A 19,174-nucleotide genomic window follows, 5' to 3' on the forward strand; every position below is an offset into this window, starting at 1 on the left:
TCAAGGCCCCCGTGCTTCCTGCTCCGCTCACGCCGTCAAAGGAGTTTCACAGAAGATCGCACACCGCATGACTGTCTGAAGCTGCACCGGAAACGCGGTGGATCGGACCGGTGACCCCTGCCAGAGGCAGGCCGGTGCTCTGGTTTGCGTGGGCGATGATCTCGGCGGTGATGGAGATGGCCGTCTCCTCGGGGGTGCGGGCACCGAGGTCGAGGCCGATCGGGGAGTGCAGCCGATCCAACTGTCCATCAGTGACCCCGACGTCACGCAGGCGGCGCAGACGTTCATCGTGGGTGCGGCGGGAGCCCATGGCGCCGACGTAGCCGACGGGCAGATCGAGGGCGAGCTGGAGCAGGGGGATGTCGAACTTGGCGTCGTGGGTCAGCACGCAGACGGCGGTACGGGCGTCCACGGCCGTCTGGGCCAGGTAGCGGTGGGGCCAGTCGACGACCACCTCGTCGGCGTGCGGGAAGCGGGCTTCGGTGGCGAAGACGGGGCGGGCGTCGCACACGGTGACGTGGTAGCCGAGGAACCGGCCGGCCTGGGCGAGGGCGGCGGCGAAGTCGATCGCGCCGAAGATCAGCATGCGGGGGCGGGTGGCGGCCGCGTGGACGAGGACGGAGAGCTTCTCGGGGCAGGTGTCGGCGTCTCCGCCGAGGGTGAGGAGTGCGGTGCGTCCGGTACGCAGTTGGGCGGTGGCCCGGTCCGCCACCGCCCGCCCGGTCGGCCCGTCGCCGAGCGTGCTGTCGGCGATCCAACTGTCGCCGAGCACGCTCAAAGTGGTGCCGAGCAATCCCTCGGGCCCGTCCACGACCTGTGCCACGGCAGCAGGCCGACCCTCGACCGCCTCGGCGAGCGCCGCGCCGAGATGCGGCTGGGCGGCGGGGTCGATGCGCTGGACAAGGACGTCGAGCTCGCCGCCACAGGTCAGGCCCACGGCAAAGGCGTCGTTGTCGGAGTAGCCGAACCAGGCCCGCCGGGGCGCATCTTGCTCATCCAGCACCTGCCGGCACAGCTCGTACACCGCGCCCTCGACGCAGCCGCCGGAGATGCTGCCGATGACCTTGCCGTCCTCGTGCACCGCCACCGACGTACCGATGGGCAGGGGTGCGCTGCCGGTGACGTCGACGACCGTGGCCAGGGCGAAGGGGCGTTCCTCGCGGCACCAGCGGTGCAGTGTGTCCGCGATGTTCAGCATGGGGGGCTCCAGAACAGACGTCGCTGTCGCAGAAGGTGGATAGGGCCGCCGCCGCGTCCACGGGGGCGCATGCGCGGCGGCGGCCCGGGGAGGTCCGGCAGCCGTACGGGGAGTTCGGCTGCCGGACCCGCCCATGGAGGCGGTGTCGTCAGAGCAACGCCTCGGCGGTGATGGGTAGTTGGCGGATCCGTCGGCCGGTGGCGTTGAAGACCGCGTTGCCGATCGCGGCCGCCACACCCACTTGGACGACCTCGCCGAGTCCCTTGACGCCCAGCAGGTTGCCGGCGTTGTCCTCGCCGTCCAGGTAGATCGCCTTGATCTCGGGCACGTCGGCGTTCACGGGCACGAGGTAGTCGGCCAGGCTGGCATTCACGATCCGACCGTCCCGGTGGTCGGTGACCGTGTGCTCCAGCAGGGCCGTGCCGATGCCGCCCACGATGCCGCCGAACGCCTGGCTCTCGGCCAGCTTGGGGCTGATGATCCGCCCCGCGTCGTACACGCCGAGCATCCGCCGCACCCGCACCAGACCCAGGTTCGCGTCCACGGCGACCTCGGCGAAGGTGGCGTTGTAGGCGAAGTAGGCAGACCGGTCGCTGCCCGGCCCGTCGTAGGAGCCGTTCGATTCCAGGTGGGAGCGGTCGTTGCGGGCCAGCAGACTCTTGTACGTCTCCCCGCGCGCCGGGCTGGCCTGCACGTGCAGTCGGCCGTTCCGCACCACCACGTCGTCCGCGTTCACGCCGTACAGCGGCGACTCCCGGTCCTCGACGGCCAGCCGGATCGCCTGCTGCCGCACCTTGTTGCAGGCGTCGACGACGGCCGAGCCGACGCTGGCCATGGTCGCCGAGCCGCCGTGCGGCGAGGTCGGCGGATACAGGGAGTCCCCCAGCCGGAAGGTCACCGTGCGCATCGTCAACCCGAGTGCGTCCGCGGCCACTTGGGTCTGGGAGGTGTAGGTGCCGGGCCCCATGTCACTGGTGGCCGCTTCGACCACCGCGGTGCCGTCGGCGTCCAGACGGGCCCGCGCCTGCGCGGGATACCGCCCCGGGTCGTACACACCTGCGGCCATGCCCAGGCCGACCAGCCAGTCCCCGTCCCGCGTCGAGCGCGGCCTCGGGTTACGGCGGTCCCAGCCGAACTCACGCGCGCCGACCGTGTAGCACTCACTGAGCCGTCGGGTGGAGAACGGCTCGTTCGTCGACTCGTCCTCGCTCGGCTCGTTGCGCCGGCGCAACTCGATCGGGTCGAGGTCGAGTTCGTGTGCGAGTTCGTCCATCGCGGACTCGATCACGAATGAGGCCGAGGCGAAGCCGGGGCCGCGCATCCAGATAGGGGTGTTCACGTCGAGGGGCACCCGCCGGTACGCCTGACGGACGTTGGGCATGCTGTAGAGCATCTGGCCTGCCGGCATGACGGCCTCGAAGAACGTCTCGTACGACGAGGTCTCGGCGTCGATGTCGTGGATCGCGGCGTTCAGCCGGCCTCGCCGGTCGCTGCCGAGCCGCAGCCGGTACTCGTATGACGGCCTGAAGCCGGTGCTGAAGTACATCTGCCTGCGGCTGAGCACCAGTTTGACCGGGCGTCGCGCCACCCGCGCGGCCAGCGCGGCGACGACCGTGTGCGGCCAGCAGCGCAGTCCGCTGCCGAAACCGCCGCCGACGAACGGCGAGATCACGCGCACCGAGTCCGCGGGCAGGTCGAACACGGCGGCGAGCTCGTCGTGTGTGCCCATCACCCACTGGGTCTTGTCCCAGACGGTCAGCTTGTCGCCGTCCCAGCGGGCGATGGTGGCGTGCGGCTCCATCGGGTTGTGGTGGTTGCGGGCCAGCTCGTACGTCAGGTCCAGCCGTACGGCTGAGGAACGCAGGCCGGCTTCCGCGTCGCCGCGCGCGTAGTCCGTCGGCGCGCCCGGCTCGGCCTCGTGCAGGTCGGTCGAGGGCCGCTCGGCGTCGTAGCGGACCTTCACCAGGCTCGCCCCGTGCTGCGCGGCCTCCAACGTGCTCGCCACCACGACCGCGACCGGCTGGCCGTGGAAGAGCACTCGATCGTCCTGGAAGACCCTGAGCCTGCGGCCGGGCGGGTTGTTGGATCCGGCGTTGTCGCGGTACGGCAGCGTCGGCGCGTTGCTGTGATGGATCACCCGCAGCACACCGGTTTGTTTCTCGGCGTCACCGGTGTCGATCGAGGTGATACGGCCGCGTCCGATGCTCGCGTCGACGATGACGGCATGCACCACACCTTCGAGGTCGTGTTCGGCGGCGTACAGCGCCTTTCCGGTGACCTTGAGGCGGCCGTCCACGCGGGACAATGGCGCGCCCACGGCTGCCTGTGGCTGGGGGCTCACTTCGTACCTCCTACGATGCGCAGCTGGCGTGCGACGGTCCGTTTCAGCAGCTCGACCTTGAAGCCGTTGTGCTGAAGGGGACGGGCGCCGTCCGCCGCCTTCGCGGCAGCGGACGTCCACAGGGACTCCGAGGGACGCTCACCGACGAGGTGCCGCTCGACGGCGGGCAGTTTCCACGGCACGGTCCCCACGCCACCGGCGGCGACCTTCGCCTCCTGGATGACCCCGCGCCGGACGTGCAACGCGACCGCCGCCGAGGTCAGGGCGAACTCGTAGGACTGCCGGTCGCGCACCTTCAGGTATCCGGACTTGAGCGGACGCGGAAGCGCTGGGATCTCCACAGCCGTGATCAACTCGCCTTTTCTGAGAGCTTGTTCACGGTTCGGGGTCGTGCCGGGCCGTAGCAGGAAGTCGGCGAACGGCAGGGTGCGCACGCCCTCCGCGCCGAGGAGATGCACCGTTGCCTCCAGGGCAGCGAAGGCGACGGCCACGTCGGAAGGGTGGGTGGCCACGCAGGCGTCGGAGGTGCCGAGGATCGCGTGCATCCGGTTGAAGCCCTCCCGCGCCGCACAACCGGAGCCGGGCTCACGCTTGTTGCAGGCGGCGGTCACATCACGGAAGTAGGTGCACCGGGTGCGCTGCATGATGTTGCCACCGATGGTGGCCATGTTCCGCAGCTGGGCGGACGCGCTCAGTTCCAGGGCCTGGGAAATGACGGGATACAGCGTGCGTACCTTGGGGTGCGCGGCGGCCTCGGCCATCCGCACCAGCGCTCCGATGCGCAAGCCGCCGCGCTCGGTGACGGTGACTTCGCGGAGCGGCAGGCCGGAGATGTCGACCAGCGCCTCGGGGCGCTCGACGGTCTCCCGCATCAGGTCGACCAGCGTGGTCCCCCCGGCGATGTAACGACCGCCTGCGCGACCGGCCTTGAGCGCTTCACGGGTGTCGGAGACGCGGGTGTAGGAGAAGGGATGCATGGTGGCCGCTCCTCACTTCCGGCCCGCGGTCTGTTCGACCGCGCGCACGATCTTGACGTAGCAGCCGCAGCGGCAGATGTTGCCGCTCATCCACTCCCGGATCTCCTCCGGCGAACCGGTGTGGCCCTCCTGGATGCAGCCGACGCCGGAGAGGATCTGCCCTGGAGTGCAGTAACCGCATTGGTAGGCGTCCTCGTCGATGAACGCCTGCTGCAGCGGGTGCAGTTCGTCGCCCTTGGCCAGGCCCTCGATCGTGGTGACCTCGGCGCCCTCCAGCCGCACGGCCAGCGTCAGGCAGGAGTTGACCCGCTGTCCGTCGACCAGCACCGTGCACGCCCCGCAGGCCCCGGCGTTGCAGCCCTTCTTGGAGCCGGTCAGGTCGAGGTGCTCGCGCAGCAGGTCCAGCAGCGAGGTGCGGTTGTCCACCGTCACGGTACGGCGGGTGCCGTTGACCGTCAGGGACACCCGGCTGGAGCGCGCTGCTTCCGCGGCGGTGGCCTCCTCGGAGCCGGCGAGGAACGTCCCTCCGGCCACCACGGCACCGCCCACCACGACACCAGTGGCGATGACGGTACGCCGGCTGGGTCCCGAGGAGGACTCACCCGATTCGGTCGAGGGTGGAACAGCGGATTCAGAGAGGTCAGCAGACATACGCACGCCTTCGCATCACGGACGGGACAGTCGTGAACAACAGCGGGGCAGCAGGCGCGGGATCAACGCCGCCGCGGGGAAAGGGCAACCGCGCGCACCTTGGCAGCGGCGGCCGGTCACGCCGGAAGTCTTGCATCACCGGCCACACTCGCGACAGGGAGACTTTTATCCCCCCTTTGCCTTCTCGTGGTCTTCCCCATGATGAGGAGGCGGTGAGCGAACCGAATTCTTGAGCGCATGATTCTTGAGGACATGGCACATTTCGCGCGCCGCCGGGCAAGAGCCTGACTCTGACAGTCGTAGGAACCGCGAACGTAGGCACATTCCTGCCCTGGGTCATTTCCCGGCGGCGAGGCAGGCTCGTCACCGTGCCCGGTCCGAAGGCAGCCGGGCACGAGAGCACTGCTAGGAGACCCCCCTCATGACCACCGTTGCTGCTTACGCCGCGCCCGCCGCCAAGGCTCCGCTGGAGCGCACCACCATCGAGCGGCGCCCGGTCGGCGAATTCGACGTGCTGATCGACATCAAGTTCGCCGGCATCTGTCACTCCGACATCCACCAGGTCCAGGAGGGCTGGGGTACCGCCATCTTCCCGATGGTCCCCGGTCACGAGATCGCCGGTGTCGTCTCCGAGGTCGGCCCCGGTGTCACGAAGTACCAGGTCGGCGACCGGGTGGGCGTCGGCTGCTTCGTCGACTCCTGCCGCGAGTGCGAGCACTGCGAGGCCGGACTGGAGCAGTACTGCACCGGCAGCGGCATGATCCAGACGTACAACTACCTCGACAAGGACGGCCGGCCCACCTACGGCGGCTACTCCGAGAAGATCGTGGTCGACGAGAATTACGCCGTCCGCATCCCCGACGGCCTCGCCCTCGACGTGGCCGCCCCGCTGCTGTGCGCGGGCATCACCCTGTACTCCCCGCTCAAGCACTGGGGCGCCGGTCCCGGCAAGAAGGTCGCGATCGTCGGTCTGGGCGGCCTCGGCCACATGGGCGTCAAGATCGCGCACGCGCTGGGCGCCGAGGTCACCGTCCTCTCGCAGTCGCTGCGCAAGAAGGACGACGGCCTGAACCTGGGCGCGGACCACTACTACGCCACCAGCGACCCTAAGACCTTCGAGGACCTGGCCGGCACCTTCGACCTGATCGTCTCGACGGTCTCGGCTCCGCTGGACTTCAGCGGCTACGTGAACCTGCTGAAGATCGACGGAGCCCTGGTCAACGTCGGCGCCCCCGAGGAGCCGATCACCGTCAACGTCTTTCCCCTGATCATGGGCCGCAGGTCGATCGCCGGCTCCGCCATCGGCGGCATCGCCGAGACCCAGGAGATGCTGGACTTCTGTGCCGAGCACGGCTTCGGCGCCGAGATCGAAGTCATCGCCGCGTCCGAGATCAACGAGGCGTACGAGCGGGTGCTGGCGAGCGACGTCCGGTACCGGTTCGTGATCGACACCGCGACGATCTGACCCCGGATTCTCCACCACACTCCCTGTGCCCTTGTCGGGGCGCCGCACTGCGGCCCGACAAGGGCACAGCCATGAGGAACGCAGGCGTATCCGCACCACCCTTGCCGGGAAATCAGGAGCGCACCATGACCGAACTCGACATGGCCGAGCTGGCATTCAACGGATTCGTCGGGCAGTGGACGGAAGGCACCACCGACGGCCGGCGCGCGCCTCTGCTGCGCCGGCCCTCCGAACTGGGCCTGGCCTACGAGGACGTGACGTTCCCGTCGATGGACGGCGTGCCTCTCGAGGGGTGGTTCATCCCGGCCGACTCGGACCGGCTGATCACCCACAACCACTTCTCCCCCGGCAACCGCTACGGCTATCCCGGACACCTGCCCGGCTGGGACCGCTTCGGCGGCTTCGAGGTCAACTTCCTCCCCTCCTACAAGGCACTGCACGACGCCGGCTACAACGTCCTCGCCTACGACCTGCGCAACCACGGCATGAGCGGGTACGGCAACGGCGGCATCTGCACGATCGGCCTCACCGAGTACCGCGACGTCATCGGAGCCCTCCGCTACGCCGCGGCACGCCCCGACACCAAGAACATGAAGAAGGCCCTGCTGTCGGTGTGCCTGGGCGCCAACTCCACTGCCGTGGCCTGGGCCAAGCACCCCGAGGAATTCGCCGAGATCCAGGCACTGGTGATGCTCCAGCCGTTGGAGGGCCGTTCCATCGGCGAACAGTTCTCCAAGGCCCTTGGTTTCAAAGGCGGTTACGACCGGCTCGACCAGGCCGTGCTGGAGCGCACCGGATTCCGTCTTGCAGAGCAGTCGCCTGCCAAGTACGCCTCCGCCATCACCGTGCCCACGCTGGTGGCGCAGGAGCACGACGACGTCATGACCACCCCTGAAGCCGTGCAGGCCGTCCACGACGCCATCCCCGTCGAGGACAAGCAGATGCACTGGATCCACGGCAGCACCCGCCGCTTCGACGGCTACAACTACTTCAGCGAGCACCCCGAGGTCGCTGTCGACTGGTTCGACTCCCACGTCCGCTGACGAACAACCGCAGGAGAGGCAGGGACATGGAGGAGTTCTTCGCCAAGAACCTGGCGTGAGCGCCGGTCACGGAAAGCCGACCCGGGGCTGACCTCGGGTCGGCTTTCCGTCTGTCGGGGCTCAGCGCCGCCGCAGACGCAGCGCGGGGACCAGGTTCAGGAGCAACCCGATCGCGGCTACGCCGGTGACCAGGTTCAGGCCGGGCCGGTAGGCGGTGAAGTCGCCGCCGCTGTCGCCGGCTTGGGCGATCACTGCGGTGAGTACGGCGAGAACGAGGGCGGCGCCGACCTGGCCGGAGGTCTGCACCAGGCCGGAGGCGAGGCCCTGTTCGGAGTCGTCGATGCCTTCGGTGGCCTGGGCCATGATGGCGCTGTAGCCGAATGCGAAGCCGCCGCCGAGGAGCAGCAGGGACGGGAGCATGGCGGTGAGGTAGTCGGGTGAGGAGCCGGCCGTGGCCAGGAACCAGACGTAGCCGAGGGTCAGCGAGGTCATCGAGGTGATGATGAGCGGTGCGGTGCCGAAGCGGTTGACGAGCCGTCCGGTGAGGGGCGAGCCGACGGCGACGATCAGGCCGACCGGCAGCAGCGCGAAGGCCATGCGCAGGGGCGACCAGCCGAGCCCGTCCTGGAGGAAGAGCGTCATCATGAACTGGAAGCTGAGGTAGGAGCCCATCAGCGCGACGATGCTGAGGTTGGCCCGGACCGTGGTGGCCTTGCGCAGGATGCCGAAGCGGACCAACGGGTGCCGGACCCGCCGCTCGATCAGGACGAAGGCGAGCAGCAGCAAGGCGGCGACGCCGAAGGCGGCGAGTGTCGCCGCGGAGGTCCAGCCCGTCTGTGGGGCGGTGACCACGGCGTAGACGGCGAGCAGCATGCCCGCGGTGAGGGTAACCGCGCCGGCCGGGTCCTGGCCGCCGGTCTCGGCGCGGCCCTCGCGCGGGATCAGGATCAGGCCGACGACCAGCGCGAGCAGGGCGAGCGGGACCGGCATGAGGAAGGTCCAACGCCAGCCGAACCCGGTGAGCAGACCGCCCAGGATCAGGCCCGAGGAGTAGCCCAGGGCGCCGAAGAGGCTGAAGACCGACAGCGCCCGGTTGCGCTGCGGGCCCTCCGGGAACGTCGTGGTGAGGATCGACAGGCCGGCGGGGGCGGTGAAGGCGGCGGCCACGCCCTTGACGAAGCGGGTGGCGATCAGCAGCGAGCCGCTGTCGACCAGCCCGCCGAGCAGCGAGGCGGCGGCGAAGACGGCCAGCGCGGCGAGGAACACCCGCCGGCGTCCGAGCAGGTCGGCGGTGCGGCCGCCGAGCAGCATCAGGCCGCCGTAGCCGAGGACGTAGCCGTTGATGATCCACTGCAGTGAGCCGGTGGCCATGCCGAGGTCGTGGCCGATGGAGGGCAGGGCGACGCCGACCATGGAGACGTCGAGGCCGTCGAGGAACAACACGAGGCACAGCACGGCGAGGACGGCCCAGAGGCGGGGGGTCCAGCGCGGTTCGGGGACGGCCGAGGAGAGCGTCCCGGGGCGGGACTGGGTCAGGGACATGGGGAGGTGGATCTCTTTCCTGGCGGATGAGCAGGCAGGTCGGACGCCTCGGCGCTGAGGAAACCGGTTCTGTCGGTGGGAAGAAGGCCGAACCGGGGCGGGGACGCGCAGCGCGGTGGGCCTCATGACGAGCGTGCCAGGAGAGCCGTACACGAAAAAGGGAGAGCCTCTTCCTAGGCGCCGGGCGCGTAGGAGGAAAGTCTCCCCCCTTTGGAGGGAATACCTGGGGCGACGGTCAGGCGGAGCTGTCGCTGGTCGAGTGGCTCGGGTCCGCCGCCCAGGAGGCCAGCATGCGCAGGCTGTCGTGGGTCGGGGTGCCGGTTTCGGCGGTCCAGACGATGATCGCCAGGTCGGGATCGGCGGCCCAGGTGACGGCGTTCCAGTCGAGGTGCAGGTCGCCGACGACGGGGTGGCGCAGGTGCTTGGTCCCGGTGTCCCGGACGGCGACGTGGTGGGCGCCCCACCACTGGCGGAACTGCTCGTCCCGGACCGAGAGCTCGCCCACCAGGGTGGCGAGCTGCGTATCCCCGGGGTTGTTGGCGTTGTGCATCCGCATCTGGGCGATCGCCAGCCGGGTGACGCCCTCCCAGTCCGCGTACAGCTCGCGCATCGCGGGGTCCGTGATGAGCAGCCTGATGTAGTACCGCTGCTTCTCCGGGATCTTGCCGAAGTCGGTGATCAGGGCGGCGCCCATGGCGTTCCAGGCGACGATCTCGGTGCGCGGACCGATCACGAACGCGGGGGTGTGCGCCATGTCGTCGAGCATGCGCTGCAACTGCGGCTGCGCCTTGAGGCGCGGCTGCCGGCGGGGCGGGCGGAATTCGTCCTTGGCCGCGAGCTCGTACAGGTAGGCGCGCTGATCCTCGTCCAGGCGCAGCACCCGGGCCAGGGACTCCAGCACCGACGGCGACGGCTGGATACGGCCCTGTTCGAGGCGGACGTAGTAGTCGGTGCTGATGGCCGCCAGTACGGCGACCTCCTCACGGCGCAGACCCGCGACGCGCCGCGGGCCGCCGTCGGGCAGGCCGACGGCGGCCGGGTCGAGCTCGGCACGGCGCGCCTTGAGGAATTCCCCCAGATCGTGGCGGTGAGGATCGCGGTTCATGCCATCACCCTGACACCGGAAAGCGGTGTTGTCAGGGGGAGAGATTTGTCCCTGGAAGTCCTCACCGTCGAGAAGCGCGCTGCCCTGTGGGATCAGCGGACGCGGGTCCACTTCCCGTGGAGCTGGACGAACTCGCCACCGATGACCGAGCTGGCCATGCAGGTGCCCTCGGTGTAGTCCTCGATGTGAGTGACGTGGTCACCCGCGTCGGGCTCGGTCCAGCGGACGACGAACAGGCCGTCGCGGAGCTGGGTGGTGGTGTACTCCATCGTCTGCTTACGGCCCTTGATGGCGCCACCGGTCACCTCGAAGCTGACCTGGGTCGCCGAGTCGAAGGTGATCTCCACCGTGAAGTGGCCGAGCGGGGTGTCCGGGCCGAGGTCCGCCAGCCAGGTCTGGCCCACGCTGGGGAGAGTCGCGTTGCTGTCCATCGGTACTACCTCTTTCCTTGAGCCTTTGAGCGGTGGTGCGGGGTGTCGTCAGCCGAGGGTCTTGACGACTTCCTGGGCCAGCGGGACGGCCGAGGCGGGGTTCTGGCCGGTGATGAGGTTTCGGTCCACTTCAAGGTGGGGGGCGAAGTTCTCCTCACCCTTGTGGTAGTCCGCGCCGACGTCCGAGACGAGACGGTCCTCAAGCAGCCACTTCGCCCGGTCCGCGAGGCCGTTCTGGATCTCCTCGGAGTTCGACAGACCGGTCAGGCGGTAGCCGGAGAACGGGGACTTGCCGTCGGCGTCCACGGTGGACAGCAGCGCGGCCGGGCCGTGGCACACCAGCGTCACAAGCTTGCCGGAGGCGAGCCAGTCGCTCAGCAGCTTGCCGGCCGCGGGGTCGTCGGACAGGTCCTCCATCGGGCCCCAGCCACCGGGGACGAACACGGCGTCGTAGTCGTCGATGTTCACGTCCTCGATACGGACGGGGTTCGCCAGTTCGGTGGCCTCGCGCAGGGCGGTCTTCATCCGCTCGGCGCCCTCCTCGCCACCGTTGAAGTCCGGGGTGAGGCTGAGTGCGTCGGGGGTCGGCGGCACGCCGCCCGGGGTGGCCGCGGCGATCTCGTAGCCGGCCTCCTTGAAGACGCCGTACGGGCCGATGGCCTCCTCGGCCCAGAAGCCGGCCGGCTGCTCGAAGCCGTCGGCCAGGGTCCAGTGGGTGGCGGCGGTGATGAGGAAGAGGATCTTCGCCATGGGTTTCTCCCTGGGGGTGAGTGCGGTCAGCCGATCAGGGCCTGCTGGACGACGTGGCTGTCGGCGGCCTGTACGAGGTGGGTGAGCTTGCCGTCGCCGACCGTCCACAGGTGGATGAAGCGGGCGTCCGACTCCTCGCCGGACTTGGACACGGCGTGGTAGTGGTCGCGGACGAAGACGTGCTCACCGGCGTCGTAGAACTCCTCGGCCACCGCGCCGAAGGAGGTGAAGCGCGGCGCGAGCCGGCCGAAGAAGTCGGCGCCGGCGCTGGCCCAGGTCTTGTAGACGCCGCCGTAGGGGAAGCCGGGGGTGATGTCCCAGACGATGTCGGGGTCGATGACCTCGGCGACGACGTCCGGGGCCATGCCGGAGTCGTAGAGACGGCGGACGAGAGCGAGGTTCGGGGAGTCGGACATGGGGCTGCTCCTTTACGGGTCAGGCTGCGGGTGAGGTTCTCGGGTTCAGGCGGCGAGAGCGGCGCGGCCGGCGCGGAAGAAGGCGGTCTGCTGCGCGACGCGGGCGCCGAGGCCCTCGGCGGTGGCGATGTCCGACTTGTGGACGGCCTCCGGACCAGCATCGGTCGGGGTCTGGGCGCCGGCGCCGACGAAGTAGCCCAGACGGTTGATGTCGTCCTCGCTGCCCTCGGTGGAGGCCCAGCCCGGCTGCACACCCAGGCTGACCCAGTGCATGCCGTGCTGGGCGGCCATGGTGAAGAAGTAGCCGAGGGTGGAGGACTTGTCGCCGCTCTTGGCACCGGAGTTGGTGAAGCCGGCGGCGATCTTGTCGGCCCAGGTCTGGGTGTACCACCGCTTGCTGCTGGCCTCGGCGAAGGTGTGGAAGGCGGCGGAGGCGGTGCCCATGTAGGTGGGGGCACCGAAGATGATCGCGTCGGCGGCGTCCAGCTGCGCCCACTGCTCGTCGGTGATCGTGTCCACGGGAATGGAGATCACCTCGGCACCGGCTTCCGCGGCACCGCGCGCCACGGCCTCGGCTATGACGGCGGTGTGGCCGTAGCCGGAATGGAAAGCCACGGCGACCGTGGGGCGGAGAGTGGAGGACATGGCGGTATTGCTCCTCGAAAAGAATCTCGAAAGGGATTGCATGAACCGTGCTCTGGAAGCATGGCACGGAATTCAACAGCGAAGGTAGGAAGGATTTGTCCCTGGCTTTACGCCGGGAATCACCTGCTGGTTTTACGAATTCATGGCGGGGTTCGCCGCCCAGGAGGAAAGGAAGCGCAGGCCCTCGTACGTACGTGATTCGGGTTCGGCGCTCCAGATGATCAGCTGCTGATCGGGGTCGGCCACGCAGGTGAGGGCGTCCCAAGCGAGGGAGAGTTCACCGGCGACCGGGTGGTTGAACACCTTGGTGCCGCCGGTCCGGGGCACCACGGGGCGGCCTCCCCACCACTGGCAGAACTGATCGTCCAGCACTGACAGCTCGCCAACGAGGTCGGCCAGTCTCCGGTCGTCGGGACAGGCCGCGGCCTGCTGCCGCAGCACGGCCACGGCGTTGCGGGCGGAGTCCTCCCAGTCGGCGTACAGCGTTCTCATGGCCGGGTCGGTGAAGAGCTGCCGGACGTAGTTGCGCTGCTGCTGGGAGACCTTCGCGAAATCGGTGCCGAACAGGGCAGCGGCCATCGGGTTCCACGCCAGGATGTCCAGGTGCCGGCCCAGGATCACCCCGGGGGCCACGCTGAGCTCGTTCAGCACGGTACGCAGCCGGGGGTGCGCCTTCTGCGGGGCCCGCCGTCGCGCCCGACCGGCCTCCCTTCCGGCCAGCTCGAACAGCTGATCCCGCTGGGCGTCACTCAGGTGCAGGACCCGGACGAGCTCGGACAGCACGGACGTCGAGGGGGTCAGGCGACCCTGCTCCAGGCGGGTGTAGTAATTGGTGCTGATGGCGGCCAGCATGGCCACCTCGTCCCGGCGCAGGCCGGCCACGCGCCGGCGCCGGTCGGTTTCGGGCAGACCGACCGTGCGGGGGCTGAGCTCGGCCCGGCGGGCCTTCAGGAATTGGCCCAGCTCCTTACGGTGCGCACTGCTGTTCATACTGGCCAGTCTGCGCTGTCCGCCACTCGGCTGGGTAGGAAGGTTTTATCCCTGGATACCTCTCTCCCAGGGTGGAATTCTCCTCTGTACGGGTCCTGCGGGCGGTGACAGAGTCAGAGACCGGCAATTGTTTTCACAGGCCGTCGGCGCTTCTGTGCACCCCTATGGCCATCGTCGACGAATCCGGCACGTCCGGCTGACACCGCTGCCCGAGAAACGCTTCAGGAGAAAAGACATGCGCGCAACCGTGATCCACGCCCCCGGTGACATCCGGGTGGAGGACGCCCCCGAGCCCAAGATCGTCAACCCGACCGACGCGATCATACGCACCGTCGCCACCTGTGTCTGCGGCTCGGACCTGTGGCCGTACCGCGGCCTGGAGCCGGTCGGCGACCCGCACCCGATGGGTCACGAGTACGTCGGCATCGTCGAGGAAGTCGGCAGCGAGGTCTCCAACGTCAAGCCCGGCCAGTTCGTGGTCGGCTCCTTCGCCACCTCCGACAACACCTGTGCCAACTGCCGGAAGGGCTGGCAGTCCTCCTGCCTGAACCGCGAGTTCATGAGCACCTGCCAGGCCGAGTACGTGCGCATCCCCAACGCCCACGGCACCCTCGTGGCCACCGACGCGCACCCGTCCGACGAGTTGGTGCCGAGCCTGCTGGCCGTGTCCGACGTGATGGGCACCGGCTGGTACGCGGCCCTCGCCGCCGAGGTCAAGCCCGGCTCGACGGCCGTCGTGGTCGGTGACGGAGCCGTCGGCCTGTGCGGTGTCATCGCCGCGAAGGAACTCGGCGCGGAGCGGATCATCGCCATGTCCCGGCACGAGTCGCGGCAGAAGCTCGCCCTGGAGTTCGGCGCCACCGACATCGTCAGCGAACGCGGCGAGGAGGGCATCGCCCGCATCAAGGAACTGACCGGCGGCATCGGCGCCGACTCCGTCCTGGAGTGCGTCGGCACCGCCCAGTCCATGAGCCAGGCCCTGCACTCCGCCCGCCCCGGCGGCAACGTCGGCTTCGTCGGCGTCCCCCACGAGGTGGCCGTCGACGGCCAGGAACTGTTCTTCTCCCAGGTCGGCCTGCGCGGCGGCCCGGCCCCGGTGCGCCGTTACCTGCCCGACCTGATCGACCGCGTGCTGTCCGGCCACATCAACCCGGGCAAAGTCTTCGACCTCACCCTGCCCCTGGAGCAGGTCGCCGAGGGCTACAAGGCGATGGACGAACGCCGCGCCATCAAGACCCTCCTCACGCCCTGACCCGATCGCCTCGTGGGCGTGAGCTGCGCCGGCCGCGCTCACGCCCACGAGGGCACACCCCGCCGCACGGTCGTAAAGGAGCAAGCCCATGACGGCCTGGACGAACGACGAACTGACCCGGATCGAGTCCGCCGAGGAACTTCGGATGACCCCCTCGCGCAGCGACGGAACGCCGCGCACACCCGTGCCGATCTGGGTCGTCCGCGACGGCGACGACCTCTACGTCCGCTCCTTCCGCGGCAGCGCCGGCGCCTGGTACCGGGCGGCACGGGCCAGCCACGAGGGCCGTATCCGCTCCGGCGGCGTCGACAAGGACGTCACCCTCGTCGAGGTCACCGACCCCGGCGTCAACGACCGTATCGACACCGCCTACCGCACCAAGTACGGCCGCTACGGCGCGAGTTACATCGATCCCATGGTGGCCTCGCGGGACACGACCCTGAAGCTCGTACCGCGCTGACCTACAGGAGACAAGAACCACCGTGCTCGGTCTCGAACTCGTCGTGGTCCTGGGCGTGGCCGTGCTGGTGGGCAACGTCGCGGGACAGCGCCTCGGCATCGCCCCGCCCGTCGTCCTGCTCTTGACGGGTGTGCTGCTGGGATTCATCCCGGCAGTGCGGGAGGCGCAACTGCCACCGGAGGTAGTGCTGTTGCTCTTCCTTCCGGTGCTGCTGTACTGGGAGAGCCTGACCACCTCCCTGCGGGAGATCCGCACCAACCTGCGCGGCATCCTGCAGCTGAGCACCGTACTCGTCATCCTCACCGCCTGGGCCGTCGCCGCAACCGGGCACGCCCTCGGGCTGCCGTGGGGGCCGGCCTGGGTGCTCGGCGCGGCCATGGCACCCACCGACGCGACCGCGGTCGGCGTCCTCGCCCGCGCCCTGCCACGCCGTCAGGTCACCATCCTGCGCGCGGAGAGCCTGGTCAACGACGGTACGGCCCTGGTCGTCTACGGTCTCGCCATCGGCATCACGGTCGGCGAGGAACACTTGAGCGTCCCGCACGTCGGAGGGCTGTTCCTGCTCGCCTACGGCGGCGGGGCCCTGGTCGGGGTGGTGGTCGCGTGGGTCAACATGAACCTGCGACGCCGCCTGACCGATCCGCTGCTGGGCAACCTGGTCATGATCCTGGCGCCCTTCACCGCGTATCTACTGGCCGAACTGGTCGAGGCTTCCGGTGTTCTCGCGGTGGTCGTCAGCGGGCTGATCATGTCCCAGGTCGCCCCGCGCATCATCCAGGCCGAACACCGCACGCAGGCACTGGCGTTCTGGCCGCTGGCCACCTTCATCATCAACGGTGCGCTGTTCGTCCTGGTGGGGGTGGAACTGCAGTACGCGGTCCGCGACCTGGGCCGCGCCGATCTCCGGGACGCGCTGATCGCGGTGGGTGCCATCTGCGTGGTGCTCGTCGCCGTGCGCTTCGCGTTCCTGTACGCCTCCACCTACCTGGTCCGCGCCCTCGACCGCCGCCCCCAGCAACGCACGCTCCGAGTCGGTCACCGCACCCGTGTCGTCAACGGGCTGGCCGGCTTCCGAGGCGCGGTCTCGCTCGCCATGGTGCTCTCGGTGCCGCAGACCCTCGACTCCGGCGAGCCGTTCCCCGACCGCAGCTTCATCGTCTTCGTCACCTCCGGCGTCATCCTCGTCACCCTGGTCGTGCAGGGACTTCTGCTGCCGGTGGCAGTGCGCTGGGCGCAGCTGCCACCCGACACCTCGGTCGACGAGGAACACGACCTCGCCGAGACCACCGCCATCGAAGAGGCGATCAAGGCAATGCCCCAGCTCGCCGCCGACCTGCGGAGCGATCCGAAGATCGCCGAGTGGCTTCGGCAGGAGTACGAGGCCCACCTGGCGTCCGTCCGGGCGAGGAGTGTGGGCGCCCATGACGACCCCGCGGTGCTTCAGCACCAGGACTACCTCGAACTGCGCCTCGCCCTCATCGCGCACAAACGCGCCACCGTCGTCCGGCTCCGCGACGAGCGCCGGATCGACGACACCGTACTGCGCCGTCTGCAGGCCGCCCTCGACAGCGAAGAGGTGCGCCTGTCGGGAGGCGCGGCGGTCGAATGACCCACATACCTGAGGAAGGACGTTCCATGAAGGCCATAGGACTGACTGAATTCGGCGGGCCCGAGGTACTGCGGGTCCTGGACCTTCCGGTCCCCCAGGCCGGGCCGGGCGAGATACGGATCCGCGTACACGCGGCGACGGTCAACCCCGTCGACACGCTGGTGCGCCGAGGAATCGCCTTCATCTCCGACGCCGAACCGCCCTACGTCCCCGGGATGGACGCGGCCGGCGTCATCGAGCAGATCGGCGAGGGAACCGACACCGATCTCACCGTCGGCGACCATGTCATGGCCGTCGCGGTCGTGTCAGGAACGCACGGGGCCTACGCCGAGCACCTCGTCGTGCCTGCCGAGTCGGTGGTCCGAGTGCCGACGGGCGTGAGCGCCGTCGAGGCCGCCACGCTCCCGATGAACGGGCTGACCGCACGCATGGCTTTGGACATGCTGCACCTTCCGGCGGGCGCCACCGTGGCGGTCACGGGAGCGGCCGGCGCTGTCGGCGGCTACGCCGTCCAGCTGGCCAAGGCAGACGGGTTCCGGGTGATCGCCGACGCGGCACCGAAGGACGAACGGCTGGTGAGGGAGCTCGGCGCCGACGTGGTCCTGCTGCGAGGTGCCGGTTTCCCGGAGCTGGTGCGCAAGGAGATACCCGACGGTGTCGACGGACTCGTCGACACCGGGGGCATCGCCGCCCTCGCCATCCGCGCGGTACGCGACGGAGGCCGAGTGGCGACGTCGGTCGGCGGCGTCCAGATCCCCGTTGAACGCGGCATAGAAACCCGGAACACCTTCGTGCCGCAGTACGCACGCGAACACGCCAAGCTCGACCGCCTGCGCGAACTGGCGGAGAAGGGCAGCCTCACCCCTCGGGTCGCGCGGACTCTGCCTGCCGAGCAGGCCCCCGAAGCGCACCGACTGCTGGAGGCAGGCGGCATCCGAGGGCGAGTGGTGCTCACGTTCTGAGCATCGAATCGGGGACAGCAGCGGACTGCGCAACGCACCTGATGACCCATCAGAACGAGCGTCAAACGAGCGTCATTTCAGCGACAAGAGTTCGCCCGTACCGCCCACACCGCATCACACGCACACACGAAACCGCATGTCAGCAGCCCTTACCGACCGGTTCAAGGATCGCGACACACTCCATGTGATGCATCCACCGGAAACACGTCGAACCTATGCCCATTCCCGAGAAACCGCAGGTCAGACGGCCTATCGGACCGGCTCAAGAATGGCGACGCACTCCACATGCGACGTCATCGGAAACATGTGGACCAGAAACATGTGAAAGAAAACCGCAGGTCAGCGGTGCGACAGGCGCAAATCGGACTCATGGCCGATGCGCACCGTGTGCACTATGGGCGCTACGTGCGATCTCTTGACGCACGCTCCAGCCTGCGGGCCGCAGTATGGCATTAGAAATGCTATACTGATGTCGTGGCTGACGACGACACCGACTTCATCCCCGGCGACGGCCCCAGCAGCGGGATCTCCATCTCGCTCACCGCCGGCACCCTGCAGGCCATTCGTGAGCGGGTCGGCAAGCGCGGCGTATCCGCCTACCTGGAGAAAGCCGCGCAACGGCAGATCGAGCGCGACAACCTGGACGAACTGATCGCCGACTTCGACGAGGCCAACGGCCCGGCCGATCCGGAGGCCGTGGCCGCCAAGCGGGCCAAGCTCACCGGCACCGCATCCTCCGGGACCGGGGCGGCTGCGTGAGCGGCGCCCTCGTCCTGGACAGCGAGGGCCTGGCCAAGGCCGTGCAACGCGACCGCGAGGTCCACGAGTGGCTCACCGCCGCCCGCGACGCCGACCTCCCCGTCGTCACCTCCGCCGCCGTGCTCGTCGAGGTGATCCACCCGAAGATCAACGAAGCCGCGCTGAAATGGACTCTGTCCCGGCTGCGGGTCAAGCCGGTCACCCAGGCCATCGCCCAGTCCGCTGCCACCCTGCTACGCACGGCCGGGCTGCACGGCCACAAGTACGCCATCGACGCCATGCTCTGCGCCACAGCCCTCACTCACCCTGGCCGCATTACGATCTTGACCTCGGACGTCGAGGACGTCGCCATGCTCACCAAAGATCATGCCCGGGTCGCCACCGAGAAGGTCTGAATCTGGAGGGGTGGACCGCCCTGTGCAGCGCCTTCTCGCCGACTGCTCGCTCGGCCACCCTCTCTATCAGCGCCCCCACGCCCAACTGCCGCCCATTGAGCGTCGACCGGCCGCGCCAGACACAATGAAACAAGCGCGGTGAGCTGGTCAACGTCGTCATGACTTTTCACGCTGCTGTCCCCG

Annotated in this window: 19 protein-coding genes; 8 read left to right on the forward strand and 11 right to left on the reverse strand. The window is 69.0% G+C overall.

Annotated elements, in window-relative coordinates:
- Window positions 1-46: 46 nt before the first annotated feature.
- From O1G22_RS10830 to O1G22_RS10845, 4 genes are all read right to left on the reverse strand, one after another.
- A complete protein-coding gene (locus O1G22_RS10830) occupies window positions 47-1,198 on the reverse strand; it encodes an XdhC family protein (RefSeq protein WP_270081167.1) in 1,152 nt (383 codons plus the stop codon).
- A gap of 148 nt (window positions 1,199-1,346) precedes the next feature.
- Window positions 1,347-3,539, reverse strand: coding sequence for a xanthine dehydrogenase family protein molybdopterin-binding subunit (locus O1G22_RS10835; protein WP_270081168.1), 2,193 nt, complete (start codon window positions 3,537-3,539; stop codon window positions 1,347-1,349).
- Window positions 3,536-4,516, reverse strand: a complete 981-nt coding sequence (locus O1G22_RS10840; protein WP_270081169.1) for an FAD binding domain-containing protein — start codon at window positions 4,514-4,516, stop codon at window positions 3,536-3,538. The genes O1G22_RS10835 and O1G22_RS10840 overlap by 4 nt, the downstream gene beginning before the upstream one ends.
- A 12-nt stretch (window positions 4,517-4,528) precedes the next feature.
- Window positions 4,529-5,167, reverse strand: a complete 639-nt coding sequence (locus O1G22_RS10845) for a (2Fe-2S)-binding protein (protein ID WP_270081170.1) — start codon at window positions 5,165-5,167, stop codon at window positions 4,529-4,531.
- 421 nt (window positions 5,168-5,588) lie between these two features.
- Here O1G22_RS10845 and O1G22_RS10850 point away from each other — a divergent pair, with 421 nt between their 5' ends.
- Window positions 5,589-6,632 carry an NAD(P)-dependent alcohol dehydrogenase gene (locus tag O1G22_RS10850; protein WP_270081171.1) on the forward strand — a complete coding sequence of 348 codons (1,044 nt, stop codon included), beginning with the start codon at window positions 5,589-5,591 and terminating at the stop codon, window positions 6,630-6,632.
- Between the two features lie 125 nt (window positions 6,633-6,757).
- The gene (locus O1G22_RS10855; RefSeq protein ID WP_270081172.1) at window positions 6,758-7,675 is read left to right on the forward strand and encodes an alpha/beta hydrolase family protein; all 918 of its coding nucleotides are present in this window, start codon (window positions 6,758-6,760) and stop codon (window positions 7,673-7,675) included.
- A 120-nt stretch (window positions 7,676-7,795) separates the two neighbouring features.
- On the opposite strand, the gene O1G22_RS10860 is transcribed toward O1G22_RS10855, so the two are convergent.
- The 7 genes from O1G22_RS10860 to O1G22_RS10890 form a co-directional block, all read right to left on the reverse strand.
- Window positions 7,796-9,217: an MFS transporter gene (locus O1G22_RS10860; protein WP_270081173.1), complete on the reverse strand. Its 1,422-nt coding sequence runs from the start codon at window positions 9,215-9,217 to the stop codon at window positions 7,796-7,798.
- Between the two features lie 235 nt (window positions 9,218-9,452).
- Window positions 9,453-10,322: a helix-turn-helix transcriptional regulator gene (locus O1G22_RS10865; RefSeq protein WP_270081174.1), complete on the reverse strand. Its 870-nt coding sequence runs from the start codon at window positions 10,320-10,322 to the stop codon at window positions 9,453-9,455.
- Window positions 10,323-10,414: 92 nt separating this feature from the next.
- Window positions 10,415-10,753, reverse strand: a complete 339-nt coding sequence (locus tag O1G22_RS10870) for a MoaF-related domain-containing protein (RefSeq protein ID WP_266421262.1) — start codon at window positions 10,751-10,753, stop codon at window positions 10,415-10,417.
- 48 nt (window positions 10,754-10,801) lie between these two features.
- A complete protein-coding gene (locus O1G22_RS10875; RefSeq protein WP_270081175.1) occupies window positions 10,802-11,503 on the reverse strand; it encodes a type 1 glutamine amidotransferase domain-containing protein in 702 nt (233 codons plus the stop codon).
- 26 nt (window positions 11,504-11,529) lie between these two features.
- Window positions 11,530-11,919, reverse strand: a complete 390-nt coding sequence (locus O1G22_RS10880) for a nuclear transport factor 2 family protein (RefSeq protein WP_270081176.1) — start codon at window positions 11,917-11,919, stop codon at window positions 11,530-11,532.
- A gap of 45 nt (window positions 11,920-11,964) precedes the next feature.
- On the reverse strand, window positions 11,965-12,564 hold the full coding sequence (locus O1G22_RS10885; protein WP_270081177.1) for a flavodoxin family protein: 600 nt from the start codon (window positions 12,562-12,564) through the stop codon (window positions 11,965-11,967).
- Between the two features lie 132 nt (window positions 12,565-12,696).
- Entirely contained in the window at window positions 12,697-13,554 is an 858-nt protein-coding gene (locus O1G22_RS10890) for a helix-turn-helix domain-containing protein (protein WP_270081178.1), read from the reverse strand.
- Between the two features lie 235 nt (window positions 13,555-13,789).
- Between O1G22_RS10890 and O1G22_RS10895 the strand changes: the two genes are divergently transcribed.
- The 6 genes from O1G22_RS10895 (at window position 13,790) to O1G22_RS10920 (ending at window position 18,991) form a co-directional block, all read left to right on the forward strand.
- Window positions 13,790-14,806 (forward strand): zinc-dependent alcohol dehydrogenase family protein, encoded by a 1,017-nt coding sequence (locus O1G22_RS10895; RefSeq protein ID WP_270081179.1) that lies wholly within the window; start codon window positions 13,790-13,792, stop codon window positions 14,804-14,806.
- A gap of 88 nt (window positions 14,807-14,894) precedes the next feature.
- A complete protein-coding gene (locus tag O1G22_RS10900; protein WP_270081180.1) occupies window positions 14,895-15,266 on the forward strand; it encodes a DUF2255 family protein in 372 nt (123 codons plus the stop codon).
- A 22-nt stretch (window positions 15,267-15,288) separates the two neighbouring features.
- A complete protein-coding gene (locus O1G22_RS10905; protein ID WP_270081181.1) occupies window positions 15,289-16,875 on the forward strand; it encodes a Na+/H+ antiporter in 1,587 nt (528 codons plus the stop codon).
- 26 nt (window positions 16,876-16,901) lie between these two features.
- Window positions 16,902-17,837, forward strand: coding sequence for an NADP-dependent oxidoreductase (locus O1G22_RS10910; protein ID WP_270081182.1), 936 nt, complete (start codon window positions 16,902-16,904; stop codon window positions 17,835-17,837).
- Between the two features lie 474 nt (window positions 17,838-18,311).
- Window positions 18,312-18,596, forward strand: coding sequence for a hypothetical protein (locus O1G22_RS10915; protein ID WP_270081183.1), 285 nt, complete (start codon window positions 18,312-18,314; stop codon window positions 18,594-18,596).
- Window positions 18,593-18,991, forward strand: a complete 399-nt coding sequence (locus tag O1G22_RS10920) for a type II toxin-antitoxin system VapC family toxin (RefSeq protein ID WP_270081184.1) — start codon at window positions 18,593-18,595, stop codon at window positions 18,989-18,991. Before O1G22_RS10915 ends, O1G22_RS10920 begins: the two co-directional genes overlap by 4 nt.
- Window positions 18,992-19,174: the final 183 nt, after the last annotated feature.

This window comes from Streptomyces camelliae (assembly GCF_027625935.1).
GTDB lineage: Bacteria > Actinomycetota > Actinomycetes > Streptomycetales > Streptomycetaceae > Streptomyces > Streptomyces camelliae.

Excerpts from the sequence above, each read along its gene's own strand:
- O1G22_RS10830 (WP_270081167.1), bottom strand. The coding sequence starts at position 1,198 with ATGCTGAACATCGCGGACACACTGCACCGCTGGTGCCGCGAGGAACGC.
- O1G22_RS10840 (WP_270081169.1), bottom strand. The coding sequence starts at position 4,516 with ATGCATCCCTTCTCCTACACCCGCGTCTCCGACACCCGTGAAGCGCTC.
- O1G22_RS10845 (WP_270081170.1), bottom strand. The coding sequence starts at position 5,167 with ATGTCTGCTGACCTCTCTGAATCCGCTGTTCCACCCTCGACCGAATCG.
- O1G22_RS10850 (WP_270081171.1), top strand. The coding sequence starts at position 5,589 with ATGACCACCGTTGCTGCTTACGCCGCGCCCGCCGCCAAGGCTCCGCTG.
- O1G22_RS10855 (WP_270081172.1), top strand. The coding sequence starts at position 6,758 with ATGACCGAACTCGACATGGCCGAGCTGGCATTCAACGGATTCGTCGGG.
- O1G22_RS10860 (WP_270081173.1), bottom strand. The coding sequence starts at position 9,217 with ATGTCCCTGACCCAGTCCCGCCCCGGGACGCTCTCCTCGGCCGTCCCC.
- O1G22_RS10865 (WP_270081174.1), bottom strand. The coding sequence starts at position 10,322 with ATGAACCGCGATCCTCACCGCCACGATCTGGGGGAATTCCTCAAGGCG.
- O1G22_RS10870 (WP_266421262.1), bottom strand. The coding sequence starts at position 10,753 with ATGGACAGCAACGCGACTCTCCCCAGCGTGGGCCAGACCTGGCTGGCG.
- O1G22_RS10875 (WP_270081175.1), bottom strand. The coding sequence starts at position 11,503 with ATGGCGAAGATCCTCTTCCTCATCACCGCCGCCACCCACTGGACCCTG.
- O1G22_RS10880 (WP_270081176.1), bottom strand. The coding sequence starts at position 11,919 with ATGTCCGACTCCCCGAACCTCGCTCTCGTCCGCCGTCTCTACGACTCC.
- O1G22_RS10885 (WP_270081177.1), bottom strand. The coding sequence starts at position 12,564 with ATGTCCTCCACTCTCCGCCCCACGGTCGCCGTGGCTTTCCATTCCGGC.
- O1G22_RS10890 (WP_270081178.1), bottom strand. The coding sequence starts at position 13,554 with ATGAACAGCAGTGCGCACCGTAAGGAGCTGGGCCAATTCCTGAAGGCC.
- O1G22_RS10895 (WP_270081179.1), top strand. The coding sequence starts at position 13,790 with ATGCGCGCAACCGTGATCCACGCCCCCGGTGACATCCGGGTGGAGGAC.
- O1G22_RS10900 (WP_270081180.1), top strand. The coding sequence starts at position 14,895 with ATGACGGCCTGGACGAACGACGAACTGACCCGGATCGAGTCCGCCGAG.
- O1G22_RS10910 (WP_270081182.1), top strand. The coding sequence starts at position 16,902 with ATGAAGGCCATAGGACTGACTGAATTCGGCGGGCCCGAGGTACTGCGG.